Genomic DNA, 21,820 nt, shown 5'->3' with positions numbered 1-21,820 from the left:
CGCAATTAATTACTTTTGTGGATAAACCAAAATAGCATGAAAAAAAACCGACCGATGTTGATTGCAGTAATCTGCGTATTTTTATTAGCCATATTATTACAAGTTCTCGGTTTTTTTGAAGTTATAGGTACAGGAAAAGATTTTAATGGAATTTTTACCCTTAAAGATCATCTACCATTATATTGTGTAGCCTTAGGAGGTTTATTGCTTTATCTCTTGCCCAAAAAGGCAAGTACAATAATCTTCGGACTTCTGTTCATCAGCTTTTTATCTTTCAGCGCCTTTCTATTACTGAACACACAATTTAATTGGAATACCAATCTTTCTTTAGAGGTTGATACGCTATTTTTTGCACTGAGGTGGGTAATGCTTGGTTTTATTGTGTTTTATGGTTTTATAAAAAAGACACTAACCTTTTGGATTTTGGTAGCATTACTTGTTGGTATTTCCATCGGTCATGATTTTCCATTCTTTGGTCAGGGACTGCAAATCTTTAGTCAGATTTTCCTTAAAATGATTAAGGTAATTATTGCACCATTACTTTTTGCAACACTGGTTTATGGTATTGCTGGTCACTCTGATATTAAGCAGGTTGGCAGAATGGGCTGGAAATCGTTGCTGTATTTTGAAATTGTAACCACTTTTGCACTAATTATTGGATTAATAGCCATTAACGTTAGTAAGGCAGGTGTGGGTATAAAACAAGCGGCTGCTGTTGCACATGATATACCCAAAGTAGAGGCACAAACCGCTAAAGAAGTTATTCTACATATTTTTCCTGATAGCATAGTTAAAAGTATGGCAGGTGGCGATGTTTTACAAATTGTAATATTCAGTGTTCTTTTTGGTATTGCATTAATTATGGTGCCTATGGCACAGCGAAAACCGCTAATTAACCTTACCGAGAGCTTATCCGAAACCATGTTTAAGTTTACTAACCTGGTGATGTATTTTGCACCGATAGGCGTGGGGGCGGCTATGGCTTATACCGTTGGGCACATGGGGCTCGGTGTACTTGTTAATCTTTTCCATCTACTTATTACACTGTACATTGCGCTAATTGTATTTATATTGGTTATACTTTTGCCAATTGCACTAATTATAAAGTTACCAATTAAAAGGTTTATTCAAGCCATTGCCGAACCGGTATCAATAGCTTTTGCAACTACAAGTTCAGAAGCTGCTTTGCCCCGAGCGATGGAAGCAATGGTTAGTATCGGTGTTCCGCGTAAAATTGTAGCTTTTGTAATGCCAACTGGCTATAGTTTTAATCTTGATGGAACAACATTATACCTTGCATTGGCCTCGGTATTTGTAGCCCAGGCAGCAAATATTAATTTAACACTTGGTCATCAGATTGTGATTGTTTTTACACTAATGCTCACCAGTAAGGGGGTAGCAGGAGTACCGAGGGCATCACTGGTTATCCTTTTAGGCACTGCAGCATCATTTGGATTACCAACCTGGCCAATATTTATAATTTTAGGTATTGATGAGTTAATGGATATGGCAAGAACATCAGTAAATGTAATAGGCAATTGTTTGGCATCAGTTGTGATTGCAAAATGGGAGGGTGAATTTGACCCTAATAGTGAAGAAGCAAAAGAGATTAGTATATGAGTAGTAAAGGAAAAAAGATATTCTTAGCAATTACCATTGTCGTTCCGATGATTATTTATTGTTACATCTATTACAAGCCAATTATACAAAATGCACCTTTCCGTAAAGATGATTTTGTTTCGATGCAGTATAGCTATGGCTTAAAAGATACTTTGGAAAACAGATATGATTCGAAGACTGGTGTTTACCAGTACGTAAATAATAAGGACTCAGTGGTTACCAAAAAGTTCTTTTTAAAGAGCAATGATGTGTTATACATGCATAGAAAAGCAAATGAAATAGGCCTTTGGAATTTTCCAGATACCATTGGTAAAAAAAGTGATAAATCCAGGTTGGTGCCACGTTATGATATAACTTTCAATTATAAAAAAAAGTCGAAACACGTAACCATTTATGGCGACTTTGATGGCAATCCAAAATTACTGGATGCGGCTGTTCAAATGAGGAAAATCATTCAGGAAACCTTATTACAAGCCGAAAAAAGAAGCGGTAAGTAGTCCGAAGTTCACAGTCGATTTAATTTTTTAAAGTCGAACACTGGTTAACTATTTACTAATGGCCAATGAACTGGGAAACCAGAAAAGACTTTAATAACGCGTTAAATGTTAGCGTTTTGTTAAAGTCTTTTTCTTTTAGGATGTTTTCGTATATTTACGATATATTCGTAATAATGGAAAAATTAACATTGCAGGAAGAGGAAGCCATGCTGGCTGTTTGGCAGATCGGTAAGGGCTTTATCAAAGATTTTATGGATGTACTTCCTGATCCGAAACCACCGTATACTACACTGGCCTCTACCATCAAGAATTTAGAACGCAAGGGCTATCTGATGAGCGAGCGTTTTGCGAATGCCAACCGCTATAGTGCAAAGGTTAAAGAGGTGGAATATAAAAAACGCTTTATGAGTGGTTTTGTGAATAATTATTTCCAGAGCTCTTATAAAGAACTGGTTGCTTTTTTTGCAAAGGATAAAAAAATCAGTGCAGAGGAACTTAAAGAGATTATAAATTTAATTGAGCACCCTGAAAAGTAAATGCCATGCCACATTTCTTTATCATTTTATTGAAAATTAATCTGGTGCTGATCTTGTTTTCGGCAACCTATTACCTGGTGCTGCGGAGGCTAACTTTCTACCCCATCAACCGGATGTTTCTGCTCTTTGGAATCATCTTTTCTACTGCCTATCCATTTATAAATCTTACTGAGTTTTTTGCCGGACAAAAAGCTGTGCCTGCCTTTGTTCCACAATTTAGCCAACAGGTAAGTGAATTTGTAAAACAAGATGCCGTTTCGGTATTTTGGCAAGGACTAACGGTGCTTTTTTATACCGGTGTTTTATTGATGGCCTTAAGATTACTCGTGCAGTTTATTTCGCTTTATAGAATGCATAAAAATTCTTCACCCGATCATTTAGATGATTATAAGGTGCGGATTTTAAACGATGAGGTGAGTCCATTTAGTTTTTGGCAGACCATTTATATCAACCCAAATCTGCATAAAAAGCAAGATTTAAACAATATTCTCGAACATGAAAAAGTACATGTAGAACAATGGCATACTTTAGATATTATTCTGGCCGAAATCTGTGTGGTTTTCTATTGGTTTAATCCAGGGGTTTGGTTGATGAAAAAAGCCGTTAGAGAAAATATTGAATTTATTACTGATGCAAAGATTTTAAAAAAAGGAATCGATAAAAAAGCTTATCAATATAGCATGTTAGATGTTGGAACATTGCAGCCATCGGTAGCTATTGTGAATAATTTTAATCTATCCGACCTAAAAAATCGGATTAAAATGATGAATGCGAAACGTTCATCAAAAGTAAATTTAACCAGGTATTTATTTGTCTTACCTGTATTACTTTGCGTTACTTTAGCGTTTACCATCGATAAAAAGGACGTAAAGAAAAGTTTAGCACCATTAACAAAAATAGTGAATGATGTTTTGCCCGAAAAGGTTGCTGTACAACCTAAATCAGTTTTAAAAGCTAAATTCAAAAAGAGAATAATCATTGATACGCTGAAAGCGCCTGATACCGCCACCAAAATGACTTTTATTTTTAAAAGCATTGTAGACGGTGCAGATTCTTCACGAAAATCGATAGAAGAGACTTTAAAAGGTTTAGGTAAGCAATTGAAGATCATGAGCTTTAAAACCGACGGAAATTTTAAAGGCAGAACCTTTGTACAGCATTTTAATTTTACTGATACCATGAAACCAGACCATAAAATGGTTGATATAAAAATTGTAGCTAAAAAAGGTGCTGATTTCGAGGCTTTGCCAATACCCGGGAAAAACAGTGTTGCGATGTTTTATTTTTTAAAATCAACGGCCAAAACCTCAGCTGCTAAAGATGGAAACCAACATGTAGCAGGCAATGGAGCTATCGTTAACGAAACCACAACCTATTTTTTAAATGGTAATAAAATCTCAAAAGAGGAGCTTGATAAATTGAATGTAAATGAGATTTCTGATCTCAAAGTTGACAGAAATAATCAGGCGATTCAAATTAGTATGAAGCCATAGTTAATTTCATCATTCGTCATTTCGAGCGCAGTCGAGAAATCTTTTAAACTTGCCATTTAATATGTACAGGCATTGCTAGGGATAAAAATCTGCGTTATCATCTTAAATCTGCGGGAAAACAAATAGTCGATTGCTTATTTTTCCCGCAGATCAAAAAGATTTTCGCAGATTGTATTCAAGAGGTCATAAACTTCGGAACGCCATTACGGGAAGGCTTTTTCAGCCGACATCTTTTTAGCAAGAATCACTAGCATGAAAGATTGCTTTGTCGTTCCTCCTCGCAATGACGAATCTATTTATTAAAAATTAAAAGTAGCTTTCAGCATGGCCACTCTGCCCGGTATATAATAGGTTCCGGTTGTAAGTGAATTTGCTGAAAGGTAAATCGCATCAAACCTTTTGATATTGGCCAGATTCGTTACACCAAATTCTAAATCTGTTTTCATTTTTAACAGTTTGTATTTGATGTTCATATCTGCAAAAAGATATTTCAGATTAGGCTGTGTAGATTGATGCGTAAATAAATGCTCTGCAGATAAATTTAAATACACATTTCTAACGGTGGTAATGGCTAAAGTAGATTGCTGCCTAAGCTGTTGGAAATTTGTTTTTATCGCACCAGCAACTTTAGCTTTATTATCGGTAACCGCAAAATTAGCAAGGTAAGACCAGTTGATGAAATTGGTAAGTTTTGCTTCTATACCTACTTTATAAGAAACCGTTTGCGCGTTAAAGGCAAATAGTTCATTATTCTGCAATTGATCGTATTTACTCTGCGAAAAAGTTACCCCTGCACTCACTGTACTTCTCAGGTCGAAAAGATATTTACTTGCATTTGCACTGAATGAGAGTGTACGGATGTGGTTGTTTAGTGGCAAAACAACCCTTTGCTGAATGTTGTTGCTCAAACTGTATGAAGAAATGGTGTTCAGTTTAGCATCACTGTAGTTAGCCGTTAAATTAATAAACAACATCTGCATCGCTTTTCTAAAGTTAAATCCAGCTCCAATGTTATGGGTTTCCGATTCCGAAATCGGGGCATTGTTCGCGAAAAGTGAGCGGTAATTTTTTAAAACTGTACCACGATAAACATCGTCAATTCCTCCCAAATCATTTCGGAAGGCATAATTTGCCGTTACATAATTCTCAGGACTGGTTTGATATCTTGCATTAAATGAAGGGTTTAAAAATAATCTATGCAGGCTTTTGTCTAGTTGATTTACGTCATCACTGTAATTGATCTGGTTGTAACTCAAAGGTAAACTCAGTCCTGCTTTTATTTTATCATTTGTAAAATCATAGTTAGCTTCAGTGTAGAGCTTTGTTTTAAGCCAATCAAGGTCATTTACTGCATTGCCCGAAACCAGTTCTGTTTGCTGGTTATTTTGTTTACGGTAAAGTTCAGAGTTGAGCTGTTGCTGCTGTACATTAAAACCTGCCTTATAGGTTTGTACGAAATTGTTTTTTACAAAAGCAAATGATGCATAATTATTAGTGTACCAGGTTGGTATTTTAATGTACTGGTTTAAGCCGAGGTAACTATTTCCGTTGTTTAAGATATCGGCATTAAGTCCCGGTGTAATGTTTAATGTTTCAGGCTGTGTTGTGCGGTTTAAATAGGAGTAGAGGTTGATCACATCATCCGACTTTAATTTTTTTCGGTAATTAAATTCGTTAGAAATATCAATTGTTTCCTGCCGAAGTATCTGATTGGCTGCAACATTATTGATTACAAAGCCGGAAGAGGTTTTATAAGGTGCATAATCCAATACAAAATTATTGTTCAGGTAATATTTATCTGCATTTCCATTCAGGTTAAACTGTACCCGGAGTTTTTGCGGATTGATGGCATTGTTCTGCGATTCTGAATAACTGATGGTTTGGCCCGAAAGGTAAGTTTCCGAAAATTTATTGTATTGTTGATCACGCTGATCATATAGATACGAAAGGTTTGCCCTCAATTGCAGGTCCTGATTAAACTTATATAAGTTGTTTAGATTGATGAGCCCAGCTTTATTAAAAAGATACCTGCTTTGTGGTAAAGAGGGTACACCAGCTGCCCCTGTAGATAGCAATCCACTTGGCTTATTGTTGTCGAGGCGTTTTAAATAATCCGATAAATTATGCGAGGTGAGGTCAATACCCGGATCGTTACCAATATTATTGCCTTTAATATTGTTGATAAATTTCAGCTTTTTATTAAATAACATGGCCGTTAGGTTTTCGTCAAAACGGTTGGGCATTCCTGCGCCAACCGTTGCATCGCCCATTACTTTCAGTTTAGCATCGTCTTTAATCACCAGATTTAGCGCAACATCATCACTCATGTTGTTTTTGCGCATCATTTTAATCGGTTGATCATTCTGGATCACCTGCACCTTATCAACAGCGCTCTGTGGGATGCTTTTAGTTCCAATGTTATACTTGTCGTCCAAAAGGTTGTCGCCGTCCACATAGAGGTTAGAAATCGATTTTCCGTTATAGCTGATCTTTCCATTCTCTGCAACTTCGATTCCAGGCATTTTTTTAAGTACATCGCCAATGCTCCGGTCTTGTTTGTCTGCAAAATCTGATGGCCTGTAATTTAAGGTATCGCCATTTGCTGTTAAAGATGGCCGGTTTTTTACGGTAACTGTTTCTAATGCGGTTTCGCTGTTTTGCAGAACCAGATCATAATTTTTGTTTACATCGGCAACAACCATGCTCAGTTTTTTATAACCAATGCTCGAGGCTTCTATTTTATAGCCAGTAATCTGATCATTTTTTAAACTAATGCTAAACTCGCCATTGCTGTTCGTCCTGGTGAAATTGATTATGTTCCCTTCGGGATCTTTTAAACTGACATTAACAGATTCAATTGCTTTTCCATTGCTATCCTTAACAATTCCTTTGATCGGTTTCTGTGCCAGCGCCGAAAAAGCAGCAAACAGTAGCACCAGCATTATAGCGCATTTTCTCATTTTTTCTCAGGGATTTCGATCGGGTTGTTGATTTCAGCTTTTGTTATGCCTGCGCCTCCAGCCGGACGGGGAGCGGCAGTGGTCTTAAATGAACCCTGCATACCACTTGCGGCCATTTGTGCCTGCATAAAGCCTTGAGGGTCTTTATCTCTTGCCGCTTTAAGTTTATCTAATTCTTTTCTGGTCGTTTTAATGGCATCTGCAGGTAATTTAATCTCCGATCCAAGGTAAGAAGTGCTTACATCTATACCCACCATTTTTACTACGCCTGTGCCATTGGGTATTGCAATTTTACCGTCATCACCTGCGTTTGTTTGGTTGGCATCGTCTTTTACATTTTCAAGGCCAGCGAATGTAAATTTTACTTCTTTTTTTTCATCATAGGCTTCCACAATTAAGCCTGGTAAACCATTTAATTTCCATGGACCACTTTGAAAAGGAATTTCTGTGGCAAACCAGGCAATCCATTTTCTGCCTTTAAAGGTTGCGGTTGCTTTCTGGCATGGTATCCCTGAAAAACTCATGGTATCTTTTAAAATCTTCCAATCAATTTGTGGAGCGGTTTCTTCAACAAGGTAATTGTTAAACAGGCGTTCCTTGGTAATCATTTTATGTTCATTGGCAAAAAAGAAATAATCTTCCTGTGTTAATGGAGCTTTCATTTCACTTTTCACCTCGATTTTGATATTGGAGTTGCCTGTTTGGTTTTTCATCTGCTCCTGAATCTGCTTCTGGGTATTTAACGCTTGGTTCAGCTTATCGTAACTGGTATAAACAGAAGCATTTTTTCCAGTTACGAGTAACATGTTTTCGGTTTTAGGTTTATCGCGCTGTGTAGTATCCTGGATGTGTGTAAAAGTATACCGTACTCTTGCTAAAGCCTTATCGGGGCTTTGTGCTTTTGCCGAAATGGTTAAAGCGGTTGCTAAACAAATGGTTAGGGTTAATTTCATGAGGTTGGTTTTTAAGTTATCTATTTAGTTTTCGTAAATCTACGAAACATTCGTAATAAGAAAAACGCTTTAACATTTTTTAACGAAGAGAATTAAGTAGGGTCTTTAGCTGCGGAGACATATAGATTAACACGGAGAATTATTGCTATTATCCTTAAGGGGAAAGAAGAATTTGTCATTCTGAATGTAATGAAGAACCGCTCTAGGCTGAACTTAGGTTCTAAGTCTATTAAGTAAGATTCTTCACTGCGTTCAGAATGACGGTTAACTCTGACTAGAATACTGCAAAGGAAAATATTTAGAAATGAATGGCTATAGATCTCGGATGGTGTCTCACCGCCCGAAACCAAGCGTATGCTCGCGAGTGTTTAATTCCGATTTGGAAATGAGCGGCTTGTGGTTCTTGGAGGTTTTCAGCCCCGCCATTCGCTGTAGCTCCGATGGAAAATCGGAGGCTGCCGCTGCTGTCGGGTTTAGGAACAAGGGGTTGTGCACCCTGCAACCATAAAAATGAAATGCAGTCTTAGCTCTCTAGCCCTGGTTGAAGCGTTACCCTGCAGCAACGAGGTACGAGGAAGCGAAGCGTATAAGCGTAAAACGGGAAGAAACTTAATATTTTGCACTGACCTTGCGCTCCAATCATAAGTGTTTGCTACAATAGACAGCAAGGCAGGCTTAACCTAAGAATTATTAAACCACGATTTTCAAAAAATGCAGTTAAAATAGTCGTTAAATCGATATTGAAATCCTTAAATTCTCCGAATCTTGATCCTGTATGATTTTAGTGAAAAATATTTTCGATATGTATTTGTGTGTTAATTGAATTTGTTCTATATTTGCACCTCGTTAAATAAAAATTAAAAAACTAATATTTAAACAATGTACGCAATAGTAAATATAGCAGGGCAGCAATTTAAAGTTGCTAAAGACCAGCACCTTTTTGTACACAGATTACAAGGAGATGAAGGCGCTAGTATTGAATTTGATAATGTATTGTTGGTTGACAACGGTGGTGCAATTACTGTAGGTGCTCCTGCAGTTAAAGGTGCTAAAGTTTCAGCTAAGATCGTATCTCATTTAAAAGGTGATAAAGTAATTATTTTCCACAAAAAACGTAGAAAAGGTTACAAAAAGAAAAATGGTCACCGCCAGTTTTTCACTAAGATTCAGATCTCAGACATCACTCTATAATTAATTGTTAACCCAATAATTCGCTCTTTAGCGAGTTACAAAATATAAAATCATGGCACACAAAAAAGGAGCCGGTAGTTCGAAAAACGGACGTGAATCGCATAGTAAGCGTTTAGGTATTAAAATTTTCGGTGGGCAATTAGCTATCGCTGGAAACATTTTAGTACGTCAACGTGGAACAAAACACCACCCTGATAAAGGTGTTGGTATTGGTAGAGACCACACTTTATTTGCTTTAGTTGATGGTACTGTAATTTTCAGAAAGAAACAAGATAACAAATCTTATGTTTCTATCCTTCCTATCACTGAAGCTGAAATTGAAGCAGCAGTAGCTAAAGCACCAGTTGCTAAAAAAGCGGTTGCGAAAAAAGAAGTTGTAGCTGAAGAGGTTGTTGAAGCAGCTCCGGTTGCTAAAAAAGCACCTGCTAAAAAAGCAGCTAAAAAAGACGAAACTACTGAAGAAGCTGCACCTGCAGAATAATTAGTAACAAAGTTATAAAGGAAAGTCCCGATGCAAATCGGGACTTTTTTGTTTTTATATATGGTTCACTGGTTCATTAGGAACTAGTTCGATTGGTCAAATCGGTTAATTGGCGCTAAACGCCAAGCGCTCAACTCAGACTGGTTAATCGCCCTTCGACTTCACTCTCCACAGGAGTCCTTTGGACATGGTGACATATTGCAGAGATCAATTAATCGACTCCAAACCCAAAACTCCCAACTCCAGAAAGCTAGGGTATATAAGTGCGTCATTCCGAGCGAAGTGCAACAAGGCCGAGAACCCGAAGGCTCAGCGAAGCTAAATCTATTTTAATAAAAATCAATTTTATAGATTTCTCCATTCCGCTATGCTTCAGTCGAAATGACGAATATCTTAATATTCTCTGGCCATTAATTGATCAGTAAGCATTAAGAGATTCGCTTTGCGCTCATCGCTCACATTAATCTGCGCAAATACAGCTAAAGCTCTGTTGAGGTAGTTATTCATGCTTTTTTTTGCAATATCCTGAATATCCAAAGTGTCGTATACCTGGCGCACAGTATCTACTTTTTCTTGCGCATTAAATTCTTTGTATCCAGTCCAGGTATCTAATGATGCTCTGGTTTCTCCATCGGCAAGTTCAAAGGCTTTTAATAGCAGGAAGGTTTTTTTGTTGGCTATGATATCACCACCAACCTGTTTTCCAAATTTTTCAGGATCAGCGTAAACATCTAAAATGTCATCCTGTAGCTGAAAAGCGATACCGATATTTTCGCCAAACTGATAAACTAAGTCTGCATCTTTTTCTGAGGCACCAGCGATAATGGCTCCAAGTTTTAAGGCTCCCCCCAAAAGCACTGCCGTTTTTAACCTGATCATGTTGATGTATTCTTCAATACTCACATCATCACGGCCTTCAAATTCCATATCCAATTGCTGGCCTTCGCAAACTCCCTGAGCGGTTACATTAAAGGTATTCAATACCGGACCAAGAAAGGCTGGATTAACTTTTGCAAGGCTTTTATTAGCTTCCACCATCATTACATCACCACTTAAAATGGCAATATTGGTACTCCATTTCTCGTGGACGGTAGCTTTCCCTCGCCGGAGTGGTGCATTGTCCATAATATCGTCATGAACGAGCGTAAAATTATGAAAGATCTCAATGGCCATAGCGGCGTGGATCGATTCGTTTGCATTTTCACCAAACAGCTCTGTCCCCATTAAAACTAATAACGGTCTTACCCGTTTCCCGCCAAGATTAATGATATAAGTAATCGGATCGTAAAGCTGTTTAGGATGGTCCGGAAACTTTAAATTTTGTATTGCAGTATCTAAAATTTGTTGTAATTCTTCTGTAGTATGCATTGTACTTATTGCGTAAACACTGTGTTTAAGGCACAATTTTATATTTTTAATCTGGAATTAAGGTGAAATCGATCTGACGTTTAGAAAGATCTACTTTTTTTACCCTAATCATCACTTCATCACCCAACTGGTATTTTTTCTTTTTGCGTTGACCTACTATGCAATAATTTTTCTCATCAAGCACATAAAAATCGTCTGATATGTCTCTTAAACGAATCATACCTTCACATTTGTTCTCTTCAATCTCTACATACATGCCCCATTCGGTAACACCCGAAATAATCCCTTTGTACTCCGTACCGATATTGTTCTCTAAGTATTCGGCCTGTTTGTATTTAATCGAAGCACGTTCGGCATCAGCGGCTCTTTTCTCCATTGCCGAAGAATGTACAGAGGCCACTTCGTAAAATTCCATGTCTGCTGATTTTCCGCCATCTAAATAAGTTTGTAAAAGCCTGTGCGCCATCACATCCGGATAACGGCGGATAGGAGAAGTAAAGTGAGTGTAATATTCGAAAGCCAGACCATAATGGCTGGTTTTTTTAGTCGAATAAATTGCTTTTGCCATAGATCTGATGGCCAGCGAAGTCAGGATATTCTGTTCTTTTTTGCCTTCTACATCGGCCATTAAATTATTCAGTGATTTGGCAATTTCTTTATCCGATTTGGTGTTGATTTTATAACCGAAACGCGAAGCGAAAGTTGCGAAAGTATTCAGGGTTTCCATATTTGGCGAATCGTGCACACGATAAACAAAGGTCAGTTTGTCTTTTCCTTTAGTTTTCTTGGCTATAAATTCGGCAACTTTACGGTTGGCCAAAAGCATGTAATCTTCAATCAGTTTATGGGCATCTTTACGCTCTTTTACGTAAACACCAATTGGTTTGCCAGATTCATCGAGTTTGAATTTAACTTCTGTACTTTCGAAACTGATGGCACCGTTTTTAAATTTACGATCGCGAAGGATATAAGCCAATTCATTCAGTTTAAGAATTTCTTGAGCGTAATCGCCTTCTTTATTCTCGATTACTTCTTGTGCTTCTTCGTAACTAAATCTTCTGTCTGAGTGGATTACCGTTCTGCCATACCATTCGGATTGAATATTGGCCTGCTCATCCAGTTCGAAAACAGCTGCAAAACACAATTTATCCTCGTGTGGACGTAATGAGCATACACCATTACTCAAACGCTCTGGCAACATTGGGATTACACGGTCTACCAAATAAACCGAAGTTGCACGGCTATAAGCTTCTTTATCAAGATCGGTTCCCTGGATTACATAATGCGAAACGTCGGCAATATGCACACCAATTTCGTGGTTTCCGTTAGGGAGTTTTTGATAAGAGATGGCATCATCGAAATCTTTCGCATCTGCCGGATCTATTGTAAAAGTTAATACCTTTCTGAAATCTTTTCTTTTGGCAATTTCTGCTGCAGGAATTTCTTCTGGAATGGCATTGGCTTCGCGTTCTACCTGTGGTGGAAATTCTAATGGAAAACCATACTGCGCTAAAATAGCATTCATTTCGGTATTGTTCTCGCCCTGGTTTCCCAGTACATGCTTAACAATTCCTATTGGGTTTTTGGCACTTTCAGGCCAATCTGATAGGGTTACCAATACACGCTGACCGTTTTTGGCTTCGTGGGTATCGGCCAGGGGCACAAAAATATCGTGCATCATTTTTTTATCATCCGCAATTACAAATGCAAAACGATCTGATATCTTGATTACACCTGTAAAATCTGATTTTGCTCTTTTAATGATTTCGACAACTTCGCCGTCATTTTTACGACCGCTTTTCTTTGCGAAAACATAAGCCTTTACGGTGTCCCCGTGTAATGCATTTTTGAGTTTTCGTGGAGCTACAAAAATATCCTTCTCAAATTCATCTTCCGGAACAATATACGCTGAACCATCGGCGGTCATATCAACGGTGCCAATGATAAAATTTTGTAGTTCTTTAAGTTTAAATTTACCTTTTTCTGGTTCTAAGAAAATTCCTGCACTTTTCCCTTCTTTTAAGACCTCGAGAATGGTTTCTCTTGATTCTTGATCGTTCAAATTTAATTTGGCCGAAACCTGTTTGTAATTAAGTAGCTGATTATTGTTTTTTTCAAAAACATCGCTAACCAATTGATTCAGAACTAATTTTATATTTGCCGATTTTTTCTTTGCCATATGCTAAACTGAATTTACCGAAGATACAGAAAAGATGCTCAGGATGAAAAATATAGGGTATAATATGTAAAATGGATGATGGTTTATAGTTCATTGGTTCATCGGCCATTGGTTGGTAAAGCAAATTGCCAACTAACTTAGGGTTCATCGTTAATGGTCAATGGAGTGGATAGGTTATGGGGAATGGCTATTTGACTATCGGCTATAAACCATAAACCAAATAAATAATATTAGACGGTTAAAACTTCTTTCAGAATACCTTTCCGTTCTACGGACTATGGACTAACCTGATCTCCGCATAAGTAATTTTCTTCCGCTCGACAGTATAGCTCAAATGTATGTTGCCGTTTTTATCCTGGATAATGGCCGGATAGCTGTATTCGCCCTTAGCATGGTTTTCTAGCGTGTAAATATCCTGCCAGTTTTCGCCATCGGTTGATATGGCCAGTTTTAATACTGACCTGCCTTCCCACCAGTTTTTGCCTGCTGTTAACGGATTGTAAACCAGTAATTGTCGACCATCTTTTAAGGTTACGGCATCGCTACCAGAGTTTGGATTAGGTAACTGTGTAGCCTTAAGTTTTGACCAGGTTTCGCTATTATTTTCCGACCAGCTTTCTACAATCACATTCTGCCTGCTTCTGCATAATAACTGCAGTCTTCCGTGTGGATAGGTTAAAATAGAAGGTTGGATAACACCAAAAGTATCACAGTTGATATTAATCTTTTTCCAGTTTTTACCTTCCCCATCTGATTTTTCAATGTGGATGGCCCATGTTTTTTCATCTAAACTTTCTGTACTTGAGGGATAAAGAATTGTTCCATTTGGTAATTGGATAGGTTTGTTTTTAATTGGCCCTAGAAAATCTTTAGGCAATTTCTGTGCTTTAGACCATGTTTTTCCATTGTTAACGGATGTTTTATATTCTGCCCACCAGGTTCTGGGATTTGCACCGACCTTATAATGTAAAAACAAAGTGCCGTTTTTTGTTTTAAAAAGCACAGGATTCCAGCAAGCAAATCGGCTGGTATCGTTTATTATCCCATTTGCAATTTCGATTGGCTGACTCCATTGCGTTCCGGTTTTTATTGACGACCAGATGACTACGTCTTTACTGCCTTCATGTTTGCCACCAAACCAGGCCGCCATTATTTTTCCTTTACCCAAATCAACCAGAGTTGAAGCGTGACAGGCCTCGAATGGTGCCTTTTCAAAAATAGTAGTGGCCTGAATGATTTCTACTTTTTGCGCATAAACGTTTAAAGAAAGAAAAATCAGTGTAAAAACAATTGAAAGATATTTAAGCATTTTCTATTATTGGTGTCCTGGAATGGCCTCGATCAGTTTTTGGGTATAAGCTGCTTTTGGTGCATAAAATATTTGCTCTGGAAAGCCCTCTTCTTCAATTTTTCCTTTATTCATCACTAAAATACGGTCTGAAATATGTTTTACAACGGCCAGATCGTGAGAAATGAAGATATAAGTGAGTCCAAATTCGCGTTGGAGATCTTTAATAAGGTTTAAAACCTGCGCCTGAACGGAAACATCTAAAGCAGATACCGATTCATCACAGATGATAAATTTAGGTTGTAAAGCCAAAGCCCTGGCAATAACCACACGCTGCCTTTGTCCGCCACTAAATTCATGCGGATATCGGTTAAAATGCTCTTCTTTTAAGCCTACTTTATCAAGCAATTCCAGTACTTTTTGTTTACGCTCGCTATCATTACGGTATAATTTATGCACGTGTAATGGCTCTAAAATCGATTGACCGATACTTAATTTTGGATTTAATGAAGCGTAAGGATCCTGAAAAATAATCTGAATATCTTTCCTTAACTTCCGTAAGGCCGTTTTACCGATGCGTGTAATGTTTTCGCCATTAAAAATGATCTCGCCAGAAGTAGGCTGTATCAACCGTAAAATGGTACGGCCGAGAGTGGTTTTACCACAACCCGATTCGCCAACCAGACCTAAGGTTTCGCCAGGAAAAACCTCAAAATTCAACTGCTCAACAGCTTTAACATAATCAGTCGTTTTGCCAAAAAGGCCATTGTGAATGGGATACCAGGTACATAGGTCTTTAATCTGAAGTAAAGGCTTTTGGGCGTAAAGTTCCGCTCTCCGTGCGGTTATTTCGGCTGTTGTTAGTCGGTTTGAAGCCTGTAAATGTGCTGAAGCATCATCAATTTTTCCGGTAAGGAAATCGGCCACCACTGGTAATTTTTTTAATTGTAGACTAGGCGAGGGGCGACAGGCGAGCAAACCTTTGGTGTATGGATGTTGTGGGTTTTCGAAAATAGATTTTGCAGAGCCTTGCTCTACAATTTCGCCTTTGTACATTACTGCCAAATCATCGGCAATTTCATTTACTACGCCTAAATCATGCGAGATAAAGATCATCGCCATATTCCGTTCCTGTTTCAGTTTTAACAGAAGCTGTAAAATTGTTTTTTGAACGGTTACATCCAATGCCGTAGTAGGTTCATCGGCTATTAATAATTTCGGATCGCAGCTTAAAGCCATGGCAATCATTACCCTTTGCTTTTGCCCGCCTGATATTTGGTGTGGGTAGCTATAAAATATTTTTTCTGGTCGTGGTAATTGCACTTCATTAAACAGTGCAATGGTATGTTTTTTTGCTTCCGCTTTATCTACTTTTCGGTGCAGCATAATGGCTTCTGCCACTTGGTATCCGCAGGTAAAAACGGGGTTGAGCGAAGTCATGGGTTCCTGGAAAATCATTGAGATCTGGTTTCCCCTGATCTGGCGGATTTCGTTCGAGCTGAGATTGAGCAGGCCAATGTCTTCAAAATCTATTTCTCCGGTAATTTTTGCCGCACGTTCATCATGCAAGCGCATAATGGAGAAGGAAGTAACCGATTTTCCAGAACCAGATTCGCCAACAATGCCTAAAACAGTTCCTTTTTTTACATTAAAACTGATCTGTTTTACAGCTTTAAACCAGGTTTTTTTATCCTGGTTATAGAAATCGATATTTAGGTTCTCTACGTTTAGCATCAAATTTTTGAAATAATAAGCTCATTTGAACCTGTTTCCAGGCTATTGTAATCATCTAAATGGTAGTGAGAGCCAATTGGCGTTTCATCCTGTGCTAAGGAAAGCAGCTGTTTTGCAAGGGAAATGAGTCCTGCTTTATTCGCATGAATTTGGATTTGATTTTCAATAATATCTGTTTTAAGAATAAACCCATCTAACCAGCTAGATTGCAACCCTGCCTCATCATTATATTTTGGGATTTCCAGTTTTACTTCGACCATCATTTAGGTTACAATTGTAATGTTTTCTGCCGGAATTATATCCATTCCTTTAAATTTTAACAATACCTGGGCAGTAGTAATTACATCTTTCTGGCAGTAGGTAACAATTCTATCGAGATTTTTTTCTTCATAATAAACTTGTCTTACCTGCGCTCCGTTGATGTCATCTTTAGGTGTTGGAATATCTAAAATAGCAGCCAGCAGGTTTAACGAAGTAAAATGTTTGTAATCGCCGAATTTCCAGAGTTCCATCGTATCGATATGGTTTACTTCCCAAGGTTTTTTACCCGAAAGCTGCAATTGAACCGGAATTTCTATGCCATTAACCAATAAACGTCGGCATAAATATGGGAAATCGAATTCTTTTCCATTGTGCGCACAGAACATTAAAGTGGGCATTTGTTTACTCAATAAAGCAGAAAACTGTAGCAGCATTTCTTTTTCATCATGACCAAAAATAGATTTGATACGCAATGAGGCGGATTTGTCCTGAGCACTGAAAATCCCCATGCTGATGCAGATAATCTTACCGAATTCGGCCATAATGCCTGCTTTTTCATAAAATTCTTCAGCATTTTGGTCTGGACTTCTTTGATAATGTGTTTTCTGCTCCCAAAGTTCCTGAAAATGCGGGGGTACATCTTGAAAAGATGGATATTGAGGTACAGTTTCTATATCGATAACCATTACCTGATTGAGATCTAACGTCTTTAACATATATAGATAGTTTTCAGTTAACAATTTACAATTTTCAATTCAAAATCTTCTATGCAAACAATTAAACATTACTACTTAAATTTTATAAGTTTGGATTATGGCAAAAAGTAAATTTGAGCAATCTTTATCAGATGGTGCTCACCAAAAGCTTCAAAGTTTAATTGGCACCTGGAATGGGTTAACCAAAACCTGGTTCGAAAAGGATGTGCTGGCAGATGAATCTCCAGCTGAAGCAAAAATTACTTCAATTTTGGGTAACCGTTTTATTTCTCTTGATTACCAGGGAAGTTTGGAAGGAAAAGCTTTTGAAGGCAAAATGATTGTCGGTTTCGATATTCCTTACCAAAGATTTACAACAAGTTGGGTAGACAGTTTCCACATGGGTACGCAGATTATGCTTTCGAGTGGTGAGGCTACCGCAGATGGTTTTTCTGTTTTTGGCGAATATGGTAGCCCAGAATATGGTGAACAGCTTTGGGGCTGGAGAACAGCGCTTGAAATAATTAACGAAAATGAAATCGTATTAACAGCTTATAATATTTCGCCAGAAGGGGAAGAAGCTAAAGCTACCGAAACGGTTTATAGCAGAAAATAAATTTAGAAGGGCCTTCATTCCCAACTTGATTGGGAATGAAGTACCAAAAAAACTAAAACAAACTTGGCGAAGCCTGATTGGCCATTACCGGGATTTTTAAAACAGTTCCTACAGCTTTATTCAGTTTATCTGTAAAATAAGCTGAAAATAATGGGGAAGATAGCTCAATATTTTGATGGACAAAGAAATATAAGTTTTGCAAGCCCTGTTCTTTCCAACTTACAATTCTTTTAATCCAATCGTCTAAGCGTTTTTTATCTATGTCATCATCGTTTGCGCCAACAAAACGCACAAAGGCCGTAGGCGAAGTTAAACGCATATGCAGCATGTCTCTTCTCCCTGCAGTATCAACAATAATATTGGCTACACCATTTTCCTGAAATAATTGTGCAAATTCGTTGGTTATGGCTGGATTTGAAAACCATTCTTCATTTCTCACTTCAACACCCAAAGGAATTACTTTTGGGAATTCGTTGATTACGATTTTTAGCCTTTCAAAATCTTTAGGCTTAAAGTTATCGTGCAATTGAAGAAAAGCCATTCCTAATTTATCTTCAAAATTACTGATGGCATCACAATACTGTTCTACAGGTTCTTTAACGTTGATCAATCTTTTAAAGTGACTGATGGTATTGGTCAGTTTTGGGAAAAACTTAAAATCTGCAGGTGTTTTTTGTGTCCAGGTGATTACTTGTTCACGGCTTGGCATACCATAAAATGTGGCATTAAGCTCAATAGAATTAAATTGAGTAGCATAGTAAGTCAATTCATCCTTAGTTCCTTTTGGATAAAAGCCCTTTAAATCTGCCTTGTTCCATTTGGCGCAGCCCACATAGGCCTGGAAAGATTGTTTAGGTTTATTTGCTGCTAAAATTGCTGCTGTTTCAGGAGCATCAGCAGGAAGGGCATAATCTATAATGGTTGGGTCTTCTACTTGGCCGAATTTCATTTTTAAAGGTTTTAGGTGTAAGGTAAAAGGTTTAAGGCAAAAAAATACCTTAGCTTATTCAACTAAGGTATTTATATGTTGTAAAAATAAGAAACTTGTTCTTTGCTTTGGCTTATTGTGGAAAGTTTATGTTTTTCGTCTCTCCAAACTACAAACTGAATTAATAACCCAGAATCTTCAATACCTGCTTGCTATTTTGTTCTTCTCCGAAAACCTCAAAATTAAAGCTTTCATCACGGTTTCTGCGGATCAAAACATGTTTTGGGCTTGGCAATAAACAGTGGTGGATACCACCATAACCGCTCAATACTTCCTGGTAAGCACCAGTATGGAAGAAACCTAAATACTGCACCTTACGTGTTTTCGGCATAAATACACTGTTCATGTGCGCCTCCTGGTTGTAATAATCCTGTCCATCGCAGGTAATACCACCTAAGTTAACCCGTTCATATTCAGCGTCCCAATTGTTAATTGGCAATAAAATGTATTTTTGATTTAATGCCCAAACATCAGGTAAGTTGGTAATAAAAGAACCATCCAGCATTAACCAACGCTCACGATCATTCTGTTGTTTACGGCCCAGTACTTTATAAAGTATACCAGAAGCCTCTGCAACCGTATATTTACCAAATTCTGTAATAATATCTGGTTCCATTACATCGTGGATAGCGCAGATTTCTTTAATCCTTTTCACAATTTCGTTTACCATGTATTCGTAATCGAAATCGAAAACCAACGAATCTTTAAATGGCATACCACCACCAATATCGAGGGTATCTAAATCCGGATTGATTTTTTTGAATTTGCAATAAAGTGTTACGTATTTCTCTAACTCATTCCAATAGTATGGTGAATCGGTAATACCCGAGTTAATGAAAAAGTGCAATAATTTAACCCTGAAATTAGGATTGTGAACGATTTTATTATTGTAGAAATCAATAATGTCTTCCATACGCACACCTAAACGCGATGTATAGAACTGCGAATCTGGCTGCTCTTCAGCAGCAATACGGATACCTAAGTTACAAGGGGTATCAATATCAACCTCATCATCAAAAAGGTTAAACTCTTCTTTATTATCTAAAACAGGGATAATATTGGTATAACCATCATGCAACATATCAATGATATATTGTTTGTACTGGTAGGTTTTAAAACCGTTACATATGATGGTGGTATCTTTCGTTAACACACCTTTTTTCTCCAGCGCATCAACCATCGGCATATCAAAAGCCGAAGAAGTTTCCAGGTGGATGTTATTTTTTAAAGCTTCTTCTACAATATGCCTAAAATGCGAACTTTTTGTACAGTAGCAATATTTATAATCACCACGATAATTGTTCTTTAAAATAGCGGTTTGGAAAAGGATCTTCGCCTGCTGAATCTTCTTGCTAACCATTGGTAAGTACGTGAAACGTAGGGGAGTACCGTAAGTTTCGATCATTTCCATCAGGTTTAAATCCTGAAAATACAACTCATCATCTATAACATCGAAACCCTCTTGAGGGAAACCAACACTTAGATCAAGAAATTCTGAGTAACTCTGCATTTACTTTTAAATAATTTTTGCAAAAATGTAATTTTAAATCGAGAATTAAACGGTATTGAAAATATTTTTACTGTAAGGAAACGCTTAGCCTAACTACAAAAAATGCCGACAAATTGTTTTGAATAGAAAGTGAGTGATTCTATTTTGGTAATGATCTGGAAAACAGGTGCTAATAATATCTTTAAGTTTTAAGATTTGGAAAGCAGGTTCCTGTTTTTATAGGTTAGGGTTGGCCCTGCTCTCCACTTTACTCGTTGCACTCGTGTTCGTTCCGATCCCTTAGGTTTAGTTGGGAAGGACCGCACTGTTATTTAAGGTTTGATAGCGAGTGGACTAATAAGGCAGGAGTAAATAATCAAATAACGCTTTATCCTTTGCGGAGGTATTTGGTTAAGATTACAATAGTTTGTCCTTCAACCTTACCTTCAATTTGTTCGATATTATCATGAACTAATCGGATATTTTTAACTACGGTACCCAATTTAGCGCTCAAAGTTGAGCCTTTAACATCTAAAGTTTTAATCAAAACCACGGTATCGCCTTCAAATAAACGCGTACCATTGCTGTCCTGATGAAATTCTACAGTTCCGTCTTGCTCGTGGTCGCCGGTTTTTTTAGCCCATTCCAAAGTTTCGTCTTCAAGGTATAAAATATCCAGACTATCTGCTGCCCAGCCTTCATTTCTTAATCTGCTCAACATTCTCCAGGCAACAACCTGTACCGGGGCAAATTCCGACCACATGGTTTCTGTTAATATTTTCCAATGGTTTGGTGCAAGCTGTTCCGTTTTTTCAATCTGATCTAAGCAGGTTTTACAAACTAAAATACTGTTATCGCTATTGGCATTGCTGGTTGGCGGCACTTCATATACCGATAAATTGGTTTCAGCGGTGCATAATTCGCATTTATTGCCCGAACGGGTCTGTAATTCTTGTACTAAAGACATATTGATACTGGATTTTTGGCGAAAGTAATAAAACTAATCGGAATAGATGATTGTAAAAGGGGAGAAGTAAATATAGATTGTCATTTCGGCGGCATTAGAGAGAGCCTGTTTGCTGATCATTTGGAAAGCAGGTTCCTGTTTTTATAGGTTGGGGGTTGGTCTTGCTCTCCACTTTATCCCGATAAGAATCGGGATGTTCGTTCCGATCAGTATCTATGTAATAAAAGTGATCTTAGTTCAAGTGGTCTTTAGCAAGCCACAATTGTTAAATTTAAATAAACAATAGAACTAAGATCATGACAAATTTAGCAGAAAAATTAGATTTTAGCGGTCATACGATAAGCTGTGGCATCGATGTTCACCTTAAAAGCTGGACTGTTTCACTCTATCTAGGGAAACAGTATCTCAAAAGCTTCGTCCAGTCTCCCCCGTCAGTGGATGGACTTTGGAATTTTCTTTCAACCAATTATCCAGAAGCCCGTTATGAATGTGCTTATGAAAGCG

Annotated in this window: 18 protein-coding genes and 1 pseudogene; 8 read left to right on the top strand and 11 right to left on the bottom strand. The window is 37.7% G+C overall.

The window, feature by feature from the left end; genetic code table 11:
- The first annotated feature begins 36 nt into the window (after positions 1-36).
- The 4 genes from EYS08_RS23045 (at position 37) to EYS08_RS23030 (ending at position 4,146) form a co-directional block, all read left to right on the top strand.
- Positions 37-1,620, top strand: a complete 1,584-nt coding sequence (locus EYS08_RS23045) for a dicarboxylate/amino acid:cation symporter (protein ID WP_244216027.1) — start codon at positions 37-39, stop codon at positions 1,618-1,620.
- Positions 1,617-2,117: a hypothetical protein gene (locus EYS08_RS23040; protein ID WP_131032296.1), complete on the top strand. Its 501-nt coding sequence runs from the start codon at positions 1,617-1,619 to the stop codon at positions 2,115-2,117. Before EYS08_RS23045 ends, EYS08_RS23040 begins: the two co-directional genes overlap by 4 nt.
- A 173-nt stretch (positions 2,118-2,290) precedes the next feature.
- Positions 2,291-2,653, top strand: a complete 363-nt coding sequence (locus tag EYS08_RS23035) for a BlaI/MecI/CopY family transcriptional regulator (RefSeq protein WP_131032295.1) — start codon at positions 2,291-2,293, stop codon at positions 2,651-2,653.
- Positions 2,654-2,658: 5 nt separating this feature from the next.
- Positions 2,659-4,146, top strand: a complete 1,488-nt coding sequence (locus EYS08_RS23030; RefSeq protein WP_131032294.1) for a M56 family metallopeptidase — start codon at positions 2,659-2,661, stop codon at positions 4,144-4,146.
- 299 nt (positions 4,147-4,445) lie between these two features.
- On the opposite strand, the gene EYS08_RS23025 is transcribed toward EYS08_RS23030, so the two are convergent.
- Both EYS08_RS23025 and EYS08_RS23020 read right to left on the bottom strand, forming a co-directional pair.
- Positions 4,446-7,088: a TonB-dependent receptor gene (locus EYS08_RS23025; RefSeq protein WP_165456542.1), complete on the bottom strand. Its 2,643-nt coding sequence runs from the start codon at positions 7,086-7,088 to the stop codon at positions 4,446-4,448.
- A 14-nt stretch (positions 7,089-7,102) separates the two neighbouring features.
- Positions 7,103-8,059 carry a GLPGLI family protein gene (locus tag EYS08_RS23020; RefSeq protein WP_131032292.1) on the bottom strand — a complete coding sequence of 319 codons (957 nt, stop codon included), beginning with the start codon at positions 8,057-8,059 and terminating at the stop codon, positions 7,103-7,105.
- Between the two features lie 879 nt (positions 8,060-8,938).
- Here EYS08_RS23020 and rplU point away from each other — a divergent pair.
- Both rplU and rpmA read left to right on the top strand, forming a co-directional pair.
- On the top strand, positions 8,939-9,250 hold the full coding sequence (gene rplU / locus EYS08_RS23015) for a 50S ribosomal protein L21 (RefSeq protein WP_025146774.1): 312 nt from the start codon (positions 8,939-8,941) through the stop codon (positions 9,248-9,250).
- A gap of 52 nt (positions 9,251-9,302) precedes the next feature.
- Complete coding sequence (rpmA, locus tag EYS08_RS23010; protein ID WP_131032291.1) at positions 9,303-9,731, top strand: 50S ribosomal protein L27; 429 nt, start codon at positions 9,303-9,305, stop codon at positions 9,729-9,731.
- A gap of 393 nt (positions 9,732-10,124) precedes the next feature.
- Here the strand turns inward: rpmA and EYS08_RS23005 are convergent, their stop codons facing one another.
- The 6 genes from EYS08_RS23005 to EYS08_RS22980 form a co-directional block, all read right to left on the bottom strand.
- Positions 10,125-11,099 (bottom strand): polyprenyl synthetase family protein, encoded by a 975-nt coding sequence (locus tag EYS08_RS23005; RefSeq protein WP_131032290.1) that lies wholly within the window; start codon positions 11,097-11,099, stop codon positions 10,125-10,127.
- Positions 11,100-11,145: 46 nt separating this feature from the next.
- Positions 11,146-13,278 (bottom strand): ribonuclease R, encoded by a 2,133-nt coding sequence (rnr, locus tag EYS08_RS23000; protein ID WP_131032289.1) that lies wholly within the window; start codon positions 13,276-13,278, stop codon positions 11,146-11,148.
- Positions 13,279-13,546: 268 nt separating this feature from the next.
- Complete coding sequence (locus tag EYS08_RS22995) at positions 13,547-14,587, bottom strand: sialidase family protein (RefSeq protein WP_131032288.1); 1,041 nt, start codon at positions 14,585-14,587, stop codon at positions 13,547-13,549.
- Between the two features lie 6 nt (positions 14,588-14,593).
- Positions 14,594-16,300 (bottom strand): ABC transporter ATP-binding protein, encoded by a 1,707-nt coding sequence (locus EYS08_RS22990; RefSeq protein WP_131032287.1) that lies wholly within the window; start codon positions 16,298-16,300, stop codon positions 14,594-14,596.
- Positions 16,300-16,563: an Imm32 family immunity protein gene (locus EYS08_RS22985; RefSeq protein ID WP_208745941.1), complete on the bottom strand. Its 264-nt coding sequence runs from the start codon at positions 16,561-16,563 to the stop codon at positions 16,300-16,302. Before EYS08_RS22985 ends, EYS08_RS22990 begins: the two co-directional genes overlap by 1 nt.
- Complete coding sequence (locus EYS08_RS22980; RefSeq protein ID WP_131032286.1) at positions 16,564-17,277, bottom strand: 3'-5' exonuclease; 714 nt, start codon at positions 17,275-17,277, stop codon at positions 16,564-16,566. It abuts the gene before it with no gap.
- A gap of 97 nt (positions 17,278-17,374) precedes the next feature.
- Between EYS08_RS22980 and EYS08_RS22975 the strand changes: the two genes are divergently transcribed.
- Positions 17,375-17,872 carry a DUF1579 domain-containing protein gene (locus tag EYS08_RS22975; protein WP_131032285.1) on the top strand — a complete coding sequence of 166 codons (498 nt, stop codon included), beginning with the start codon at positions 17,375-17,377 and terminating at the stop codon, positions 17,870-17,872.
- A 52-nt stretch (positions 17,873-17,924) separates the two neighbouring features.
- Here the strand turns inward: EYS08_RS22975 and EYS08_RS22970 are convergent, their stop codons facing one another.
- From EYS08_RS22970 to EYS08_RS22960, 3 genes are all read right to left on the bottom strand, one after another.
- The gene (locus EYS08_RS22970; RefSeq protein ID WP_131032284.1) at positions 17,925-18,821 is read right to left on the bottom strand and encodes a DUF72 domain-containing protein; all 897 of its coding nucleotides are present in this window, start codon (positions 18,819-18,821) and stop codon (positions 17,925-17,927) included.
- A 160-nt stretch (positions 18,822-18,981) separates the two neighbouring features.
- The gene (locus tag EYS08_RS22965; protein ID WP_131032283.1) at positions 18,982-20,370 is read right to left on the bottom strand and encodes an arginine decarboxylase; all 1,389 of its coding nucleotides are present in this window, start codon (positions 20,368-20,370) and stop codon (positions 18,982-18,984) included.
- Between the two features lie 367 nt (positions 20,371-20,737).
- The gene (locus tag EYS08_RS22960; RefSeq protein WP_131032282.1) at positions 20,738-21,316 is read right to left on the bottom strand and encodes a PhnA domain-containing protein; all 579 of its coding nucleotides are present in this window, start codon (positions 21,314-21,316) and stop codon (positions 20,738-20,740) included.
- Positions 21,317-21,612: 296 nt separating this feature from the next.
- Between EYS08_RS22960 and EYS08_RS26180 the strand changes: the two are divergent.
- A pseudogene (locus tag EYS08_RS26180) lies at positions 21,613-21,820 on the top strand (IS110 family transposase); the annotation flags it as partial.

Source organism: Pedobacter kyonggii (genome assembly GCF_004310665.1).
GTDB classification, from domain to species: Bacteria; Bacteroidota; Bacteroidia; order Sphingobacteriales; family Sphingobacteriaceae; genus Pedobacter; species Pedobacter kyonggii.
Note: the sequence above shows the minus strand (reverse complement) of the source record. Positions and strands in the feature narration are given on the sequence as shown.

Coding starts and splice junctions, on each gene's coding strand:
- EYS08_RS23045 (WP_244216027.1), top strand. CDS start 37: ATGAAAAAAAACCGACCGATGTTGATTGCAGTAATCTGCGTATTTTTA.
- EYS08_RS23040 (WP_131032296.1), top strand. CDS start 1,617: ATGAGTAGTAAAGGAAAAAAGATATTCTTAGCAATTACCATTGTCGTT.
- EYS08_RS23035 (WP_131032295.1), top strand. CDS start 2,291: ATGGAAAAATTAACATTGCAGGAAGAGGAAGCCATGCTGGCTGTTTGG.
- EYS08_RS23030 (WP_131032294.1), top strand. CDS start 2,659: ATGCCACATTTCTTTATCATTTTATTGAAAATTAATCTGGTGCTGATC.
- EYS08_RS23025 (WP_165456542.1), bottom strand. CDS start 7,088: ATGCTGGTGCTACTGTTTGCTGCTTTTTCGGCGCTGGCACAGAAACCG.
- EYS08_RS23020 (WP_131032292.1), bottom strand. CDS start 8,059: ATGAAATTAACCCTAACCATTTGTTTAGCAACCGCTTTAACCATTTCG.
- rplU (WP_025146774.1), top strand. CDS start 8,939: ATGTACGCAATAGTAAATATAGCAGGGCAGCAATTTAAAGTTGCTAAA.
- rpmA (WP_131032291.1), top strand. CDS start 9,303: ATGGCACACAAAAAAGGAGCCGGTAGTTCGAAAAACGGACGTGAATCG.
- EYS08_RS23005 (WP_131032290.1), bottom strand. CDS start 11,099: ATGCATACTACAGAAGAATTACAACAAATTTTAGATACTGCAATACAA.
- rnr (WP_131032289.1), bottom strand. CDS start 13,278: ATGGCAAAGAAAAAATCGGCAAATATAAAATTAGTTCTGAATCAATTG.
- EYS08_RS22995 (WP_131032288.1), bottom strand. CDS start 14,587: ATGCTTAAATATCTTTCAATTGTTTTTACACTGATTTTTCTTTCTTTA.
- EYS08_RS22990 (WP_131032287.1), bottom strand. CDS start 16,300: ATGCTAAACGTAGAGAACCTAAATATCGATTTCTATAACCAGGATAAA.
- EYS08_RS22985 (WP_208745941.1), bottom strand. CDS start 16,563: ATGATGGTCGAAGTAAAACTGGAAATCCCAAAATATAATGATGAGGCA.
- EYS08_RS22980 (WP_131032286.1), bottom strand. CDS start 17,277: ATGTTAAAGACGTTAGATCTCAATCAGGTAATGGTTATCGATATAGAA.
- EYS08_RS22975 (WP_131032285.1), top strand. CDS start 17,375: ATGGCAAAAAGTAAATTTGAGCAATCTTTATCAGATGGTGCTCACCAA.
- EYS08_RS22970 (WP_131032284.1), bottom strand. CDS start 18,821: ATGAAATTCGGCCAAGTAGAAGACCCAACCATTATAGATTATGCCCTT.
- EYS08_RS22965 (WP_131032283.1), bottom strand. CDS start 20,370: ATGCAGAGTTACTCAGAATTTCTTGATCTAAGTGTTGGTTTCCCTCAA.
- EYS08_RS22960 (WP_131032282.1), bottom strand. CDS start 21,316: ATGTCTTTAGTACAAGAATTACAGACCCGTTCGGGCAATAAATGCGAA.